This window comes from uncultured Caballeronia sp., assembly GCF_964243625.1.
Taxonomy (GTDB): domain Bacteria; phylum Pseudomonadota; class Gammaproteobacteria; order Burkholderiales; family Burkholderiaceae; genus Caballeronia.
The window spans coordinates 1-6,041 of sequence record NZ_CAXTGZ010000378.1 but is presented as its reverse complement, the minus strand read 5'-3'; the positions used below and the strand labels follow the sequence as shown (position 1 = coordinate 6,041).

Below are 6,041 nucleotides of genomic sequence, written 5' to 3'. Positions count from 1 at the left end.
AGCAGCTGCATGATGATCGACGCCGAGATGTACGGCATGATCCCAAGCGCGAAGATCGTGAACCTGGACAGTGCGCCACCCGAGAACATGTTGAACATGCCAAGGATGCCGCCTGACTGACTCTGGAAAAGCTTCGCCAGCTGATCCGGGTCGATACCCGGCACCGGAATATGCGCACCGATACGGTAGACGATCAGCGCCAGCAGCAAGAACATTGCACGCCGACGCAAATCGCCGAACTTCGCAGCGCTTCGACCGGATTTTGCGAGACTCGGGCTATTAGCCAAGAACCTTCTCCGATGCTTTCGCTAACAACGACAACACGCGCACGTTACTCAGCGAACGAGCCGCCAGCGGCTTCGATCGCAGCACGAGCACCCTTCGTAGCGGTGAGGCCCTTAACCGTGATCTTGCGCGTCAGTTCGCCCGTCTTGATGATCTTTGCGCTCGTAATGAGCACGCCGAGCAGACCGGCTTGCTTCAAAGCCAACAAATCGACTTCGTCGACCGGCAGCTTCTCGATATCCGACAGGCGCACTTCACCAACGAACTCACGCGTCAGCGAGCTAAAGCCACGCTTCGGCAGACGACGTTGCAAAGGCATCTGGCCGCCTTCGAAGCCGACTTTATGAAAGCCGCCCGAACGCGATTTCTGACCCTTGTGACCACGACCTGCAGTCTTGCCGAGGCCGGAACCGATACCGCGACCGACGCGACGCTTTGCGTGCTTCGCGCCTTCTGCCGGCTTGAGGTTATTCAAATCCATATTCAACTCCTTGATCCCTGGTCAGCCGCTTAGCTGAGGACTTTGACAAGGTACGAGACCTTGTTGATCATCCCGCGCACTGCCGGCGTGTCCTGCAGTTCGCTGACCGAGTTGAGTCGGCGCAGGCCCAGACCACGCACCGTTGCACGATGCGTTTCGCGGGTCCCAATCAGGCTCTTCACGAGCTGAACCTTGACAGTTTTTTCAGACATGGTGACCACCTGGCTTAGCCCAAAATATCTTCGACGGACTTGCCGCGCTTCGCCGCGATGTCACCCGGCGTCGACTGCTTGCGCAGGCCGTCGAGTGTTGCACGAACGAGGTTGTACGGATTCGTCGAACCGTGGCTCTTCGCCACAACGTTTTGAACGCCCATCACGTCGAACACTGCGCGCATCGGGCCGCCGGCGATAACACCCGTACCGTCCTTGGCCGGAGCCAGGAGAACAGCGGATGCGCCATGCTTACCGTGCACTTCGTGTTGCAGCGTACCGTTCTTCAACGGCACCTTGAACATGTTGCGGCGTGCTTGTTCCATTGCCTTTTGAACAGCAACCGGAACTTCCTTCGCTTTGCCCTTGCCCATGCCGATGCGGCCATCGCCATCGCCAACCACGGTCAGTGCGGCAAAACCGAGAATCCGGCCGCCCTTCACAACCTTGGTCACGCGATTGACCGCGATCATTTTTTCACGGAGGCCGTCGTCGCGTTCTTCAGCCTTCACATTCGCTTGCATCTTTGCCATGACGAATTCTTCCCTTAGAACTTGAGTCCGGCTTCGCGTGCCGCATCAGCCAGCGCTTTCACGCGGCCGTGGTAACGGAAACCTGAACGGTCGAAGGCGACGGATTCGACGCCGGCAGCCTTGGCTTTTTCAGCAATACGCTTACCGACAGCGATCGCAGCGTTGACGTTGCCGCCCTTACCGGTCTTGTCGGCCAGTTCGGCACGCACTTCAGCTTCGAGCGTCGACGCGCTTGCCAGCACCTTGGTGCCGCATGCCGAGAACACTTGCGCATAGATATGCGTGTTCGTGCGATGCACAGCCAGACGTGCGACCTGCAGCTCAGCGATCTTAACGCGCGTCTGTTTAGCGCGGCGCAGGCGAGATTGAGTCTTATCCATGATTGCGCACCCTTACTTCTTCTTCGTTTCTTTGAGGATGACGACTTCGCCGAAGTAGCGCACGCCCTTGCCCTTGTAGGGCTCCGGCGGACGGTAACCGCGAACTTCCGCAGCGACCTGGCCAACTTTCTGCTTGTCGATCCCCTTGATCACGATTTCGGTTTGCGTCGGGGTTTCAACCTTGATGCCTTCCGGCATCGCGTGCACCACGGGGTGCGAGAAACCCAGCGACAGATTCAGCTTGTCGCCCTGCGCCTGCGCGCGATAACCAACGCCAACCAGCGTCAGCTTGCGCTCGAAACCCTTCGTAACGCCATTCACCATGTTCGCCACGAGGGCGCGCATCGTGCCCGACATCGCATTCGCTTCACGGCTTTCATCAGCCGGGGCGAAGTTGAGCGTGCCGTTGTCGTTTGCTACCGTAACAAGCGGGTTGGCCGCTTGCGTAATTGTACCCAGCGGGCCCTTCACGGTGATTGCTTCGCCGCTGAAGGCCACTTCCGCGCCTTGCGGCAGCGTAATCGGGCTTTTACCTACTCGAGACATGTTTCTTCTCCTTTTCGGCTTAAGCGACGTAGCAGAGGACTTCGCCGCCGACGCCGGTCTGGCGCGCCTTGCGGTCGGTCATCACACCCTGGGGCGTCGACACGATTGCAACGCCGAGACCGTTCATCACAACCGGAATGTCGTTACGACCGCGATACACACGCAGACCAGGCTTCGAGACGCGTTCAATGCGCTCGATAACCGGACGGCCGGCGTAGTACTTCAACGCGATATTCAATTCCGACTTCGCACCTTCAGACTTCACTGCGAAATCGTCGATATAACCTTCGTCCTTCAAAACCTGCGCAATCGCAACCTTGACTTTCGACGAGGGCATTGTCACCGACACTTTCTCAACCATCTGCGCATTGCGGATGCGAGTCAGCATATCGGCGATAGGATCACTCATGCTCATTTACGTATCTCCTATTACCAGCTCGCCTTGGTCAGGCCAGGGATTTCGCCGCGGAAAGCGATTTCGCGAATCTTGCTGCGTGCCAATCCGAATTTGCGGAACGTACCACGCGGACGACCCGTGATCGCGCAGCGGTTACGCTTGCGAGTGGGGTTCGAGTTGCGGGGCAGTTGCTGCAGTTCGAGACGAGCGGCATAACGCTCTTCGTCCGACTTGCTCGCGTCATCGATGACCGCCTTCAGCGCAGTACGCTTGGGAGCGTACTTTGCAGCAAGGCGTGCACGCTTCTTTTCACGTTCGATCAGTGCCAGTTTAGCCACGGTAACCTCAGTTTCTGAACGGGAACTTGAAGCTGGCGAGCAGTGCCTTCGCTTCATCGTCAGTCTTCGCGGTCGTCGTGATGCTGATGTTCAGCCCACGAAGCGCGTCGATCTTGTCGTAATCGATCTCGGGGAAAATGATCTGCTCTTTCACACCGATGTTGTAGTTGCCGCGACCGTCGAACGCACGACCCGATACACCGCGGAAGTCACGAACCCGGGGGAGCGCAACCGTCACGAAACGATCGAGAAATTCGTACATGGCCTGACCGCGCAGCGTAACCATCGCGCCGATCGGGTAGCCCTGACGAATCTTGAAGCCAGCGATAGCCTTGCGTGCCTTCGTGATAACCGGCTTTTGGCCAGCAATCTTCGTCAGGTCGCCAACGGCGTTTTCGATGATCTTCTTGTCGGCGACGGCTTCGCCAAGACCCATGTTCAGGGTGATCTTGGTGATGCGCGGCACTTCCATGATGGACTTGTAGCCGAACTTCTCAACGAGGCCGGGTACAACCTTCTCTTTATAAAATTCTTGCAGACGTGCCATTTTTTACTCCGCGTCAGACGCTAAGCGTGGCACCGGTCGACTTCAAGAAGCGAACCTTCTTGTCGCCTTCGACCTTGATGCCCACACGTGACGCCTTGCCATTCGCGTCGACCAATGCGACGTTCGAAATATGCAGCGGCATCGTCTTGGCTTCTACGCCGCCCGTCGTACCCTTCATCGGGTTCGGCTTGACATGCTTCTTGACGAGATTGATACCCTCGACCGTCACACGTTCTTCGCCAACGGACAGCACGACGCCGCGCTTGCCTTTATCTTTGCCAGCGGTAACGATAACTTCGTCACCTTTGCGAATCTTATTCATCGCGACTCCTTACAGCACTTCCGGCGCGAGCGAAACGATCTTCATAAATCGTTCACTACGCAATTCACGCGTAACCGGTCCGAAAATACGCGTACCGATAGGCTCGAGCTTGGCATTCAAAAGTACGGCGGCATTACCGTCGAACTTGATCAGCGAGCCGTCCTGGCGGCGCACGCCCTTGGCCGTACGAACGACCACGGCGTTGTAGATTTCGCCCTTCTTCACGCGTCCGCGCGGCGTTGCTTCCTTGACGGTCACCTTGATGATGTCGCCAATGCTAGCGTAACGACGCTTCGAGCCGCCGAGCACCTTGATGCACATAACTTCACGTGCACCCGTGTTGTCGGCAACTTCAAGCCGAGTTTCGGTCTGAATCATGGTTTATCTTTCCCAACTTAATCCAGTTACGCCACCATGGCGCACCCGGTCAGTCTTGGTCCCGTCAGCCTGGTGGCTGCTTGGGTTAGAACAGGCAGCGAGGGCAGACGAAACCCGCCATCGCAATCCGGTGAATCTGTCAGCACAGGCTTGGCGCCTGCACCGGCTTCCCCCACCAACTTCGCCCGCGATGGGGCTCCCACAAAGAGGGAAGACCGAAATTATAACGCATAATTTCGGTCTGGCAAGCGAAAGTTACTGCGACACTTCTTTGTTGCGGTTTTGCTGCTTAGATGACGCGTGCTGCTTCCAGCAATTTCGACACAACCCAGGCTTTCGTCTTGGAAATCGGACGGGTCTCCTGGATTTCAACGAGATCACCTTCGTTATACGTGTTCGCGTCATCGTGAGCGTGGTACTTCTTCGACCGCACGACGTACTTGCCGTAGATCGGGTGCTTTACGCGATGCTCGACCAGCACGGTGACCGTCTTTTCCATCTTGTTGCTGACGACCTTGCCGACCAGCGTCCGCTTGAGCGAGGTTTTTACGCTATCGTTCATTTCTGGTTCGCCTTCTCAGTCAGGACGGTCCGCACACGAGCGATATCGCGACGAACCTTCTTCAATTGACTGTTGTTGGTCAATTGCTGGGTCGCGAGTTGCATGCGCAGGCCGAATTGCGCCTTCAGCAGGTCCGTCAGCTCTTGATTGAGAGCGGCCTGGTCTTTCTGGTGAAGTTCGGAAGCCTTCATCATTGCTCCTTAGGCGCCGAGCTGGCGTGAAACGAAGTACGTCTTCAGCGGCAGCTTTGCTGCAGCCAGACGGAACGCTTCACGTGCCAACTCTTCAGTAACACCGTCCATTTCATACAACATCTTGCCCGGTTGAATCTCTGCGACGTAGTACTCAGGGTTACCTTTACCGTTACCCATCCGTACTTCAGCCGGCTTTTGCGAGATCGGCTTGTCCGGGAAAATGCGGATCCAGATACGGCCGCCACGTTTAATGTGACGCGTCATTGCTCGACGCGCCGCTTCGATTTGGCGCGCGGTCAAACGGCCGCGACCGATAGCTTTCAGACCATATTCACCGAACGACACTGCGTTGCCGCGCGTCGCCTTGCCGGTGTTACGACCCTTCTGCTCTTTGCGATACTTTCTGCGTTTCGGTTGCAGCATCGTTATTCTCCAGTCTTCCCGTCGCCGCCGGCACCGCCAGCACGACGGGGAGCGCCTGCGCCACGGCGCGCACCTGCGTTTGCCGGACCACCACCTTCACCGTCACGACGCGGACGGCGATCGCCACCCGGACGTGCGTTGCGGCGCGGACGCTTGTCTTCGGCTACTTCTTCGACCACCGGTGCGTCATTGCGGCCCAGCGTGTCGCCCTTGTAGACCCACACCTTGACGCCGATGATGCCGTAGGTCGTCTTCGCTTCCGAAGTTGCGTAGTCGATATCTGCGCGCAGCGTGTGAAGCGGAACGCGACCTTCGCGATACCACTCCGTACGAGCGATTTCGATACCGTTAAGACGGCCTGCGCTCATGATCTTGATGCCCTGGGCACCCAGACGCATGGCGTTTTGCATCGCACGCTTCATCGCGCGGCGGAACATGATCCG

Annotated in this window: 14 protein-coding genes and 1 pseudogene; all 15 read right to left on the bottom strand. The window is 57.5% G+C overall.

Going from position 1 to position 6,041, the window contains the following annotated elements:
• Positions 1-287: pseudogene (gene secY / locus ACFFAR_RS22240) on the bottom strand (preprotein translocase subunit SecY); the annotation flags it as partial.
• Positions 288-331: 44 nt separating this feature from the next.
• Positions 332-766 carry a 50S ribosomal protein L15 gene (rplO, locus tag ACFFAR_RS22235; RefSeq protein ID WP_062000486.1) on the bottom strand — a complete coding sequence of 145 codons (435 nt, stop codon included), beginning with the start codon at positions 764-766 and terminating at the stop codon, positions 332-334.
• A 29-nt stretch (positions 767-795) separates the two neighbouring features.
• A complete protein-coding gene (gene rpmD / locus ACFFAR_RS22230) occupies positions 796-978 on the bottom strand; it encodes a 50S ribosomal protein L30 (RefSeq protein ID WP_056355429.1) in 183 nt (60 codons plus the stop codon).
• 14 nt (positions 979-992) lie between these two features.
• The gene (gene rpsE / locus ACFFAR_RS22225) at positions 993-1,511 is read right to left on the bottom strand and encodes a 30S ribosomal protein S5 (RefSeq protein WP_031361566.1); all 519 of its coding nucleotides are present in this window, start codon (positions 1,509-1,511) and stop codon (positions 993-995) included.
• A gap of 14 nt (positions 1,512-1,525) precedes the next feature.
• Positions 1,526-1,891, bottom strand: coding sequence for a 50S ribosomal protein L18 (rplR, locus tag ACFFAR_RS22220; RefSeq protein WP_056355425.1), 366 nt, complete (start codon positions 1,889-1,891; stop codon positions 1,526-1,528).
• A 12-nt stretch (positions 1,892-1,903) separates the two neighbouring features.
• A complete protein-coding gene (rplF, locus tag ACFFAR_RS22215; protein ID WP_062000487.1) occupies positions 1,904-2,437 on the bottom strand; it encodes a 50S ribosomal protein L6 in 534 nt (177 codons plus the stop codon).
• 19 nt (positions 2,438-2,456) lie between these two features.
• Entirely contained in the window at positions 2,457-2,852 is a 396-nt protein-coding gene (rpsH, locus tag ACFFAR_RS22210; protein WP_031361569.1) for a 30S ribosomal protein S8, read from the bottom strand.
• A 14-nt stretch (positions 2,853-2,866) separates the two neighbouring features.
• Positions 2,867-3,172, bottom strand: coding sequence for a 30S ribosomal protein S14 (rpsN, locus tag ACFFAR_RS22205; RefSeq protein WP_031361570.1), 306 nt, complete (start codon positions 3,170-3,172; stop codon positions 2,867-2,869).
• A 7-nt stretch (positions 3,173-3,179) separates the two neighbouring features.
• Complete coding sequence (gene rplE, locus ACFFAR_RS22200) at positions 3,180-3,719, bottom strand: 50S ribosomal protein L5 (RefSeq protein WP_035933066.1); 540 nt, start codon at positions 3,717-3,719, stop codon at positions 3,180-3,182.
• Positions 3,720-3,732: 13 nt separating this feature from the next.
• Positions 3,733-4,041, bottom strand: coding sequence for a 50S ribosomal protein L24 (rplX, locus tag ACFFAR_RS22195; RefSeq protein ID WP_056355419.1), 309 nt, complete (start codon positions 4,039-4,041; stop codon positions 3,733-3,735).
• Positions 4,042-4,050: 9 nt separating this feature from the next.
• The gene (gene rplN, locus ACFFAR_RS22190; protein ID WP_006052212.1) at positions 4,051-4,419 is read right to left on the bottom strand and encodes a 50S ribosomal protein L14; all 369 of its coding nucleotides are present in this window, start codon (positions 4,417-4,419) and stop codon (positions 4,051-4,053) included.
• A 289-nt stretch (positions 4,420-4,708) separates the two neighbouring features.
• Positions 4,709-4,981, bottom strand: a complete 273-nt coding sequence (gene rpsQ / locus ACFFAR_RS22185; protein WP_056355415.1) for a 30S ribosomal protein S17 — start codon at positions 4,979-4,981, stop codon at positions 4,709-4,711.
• Positions 4,978-5,172 carry a 50S ribosomal protein L29 gene (gene rpmC / locus ACFFAR_RS22180; RefSeq protein ID WP_047845339.1) on the bottom strand — a complete coding sequence of 65 codons (195 nt, stop codon included), beginning with the start codon at positions 5,170-5,172 and terminating at the stop codon, positions 4,978-4,980. Before rpmC ends, rpsQ begins: the two co-directional genes overlap by 4 nt.
• Before the next feature lie 9 nt (positions 5,173-5,181).
• Complete coding sequence (gene rplP, locus ACFFAR_RS22175; RefSeq protein WP_031361576.1) at positions 5,182-5,598, bottom strand: 50S ribosomal protein L16; 417 nt, start codon at positions 5,596-5,598, stop codon at positions 5,182-5,184.
• A 2-nt stretch (positions 5,599-5,600) separates the two neighbouring features.
• On the bottom strand, positions 5,601-6,041 hold a 441-nt coding region (gene rpsC, locus ACFFAR_RS22170; RefSeq protein WP_375508481.1), incomplete at its 5' end, for a 30S ribosomal protein S3.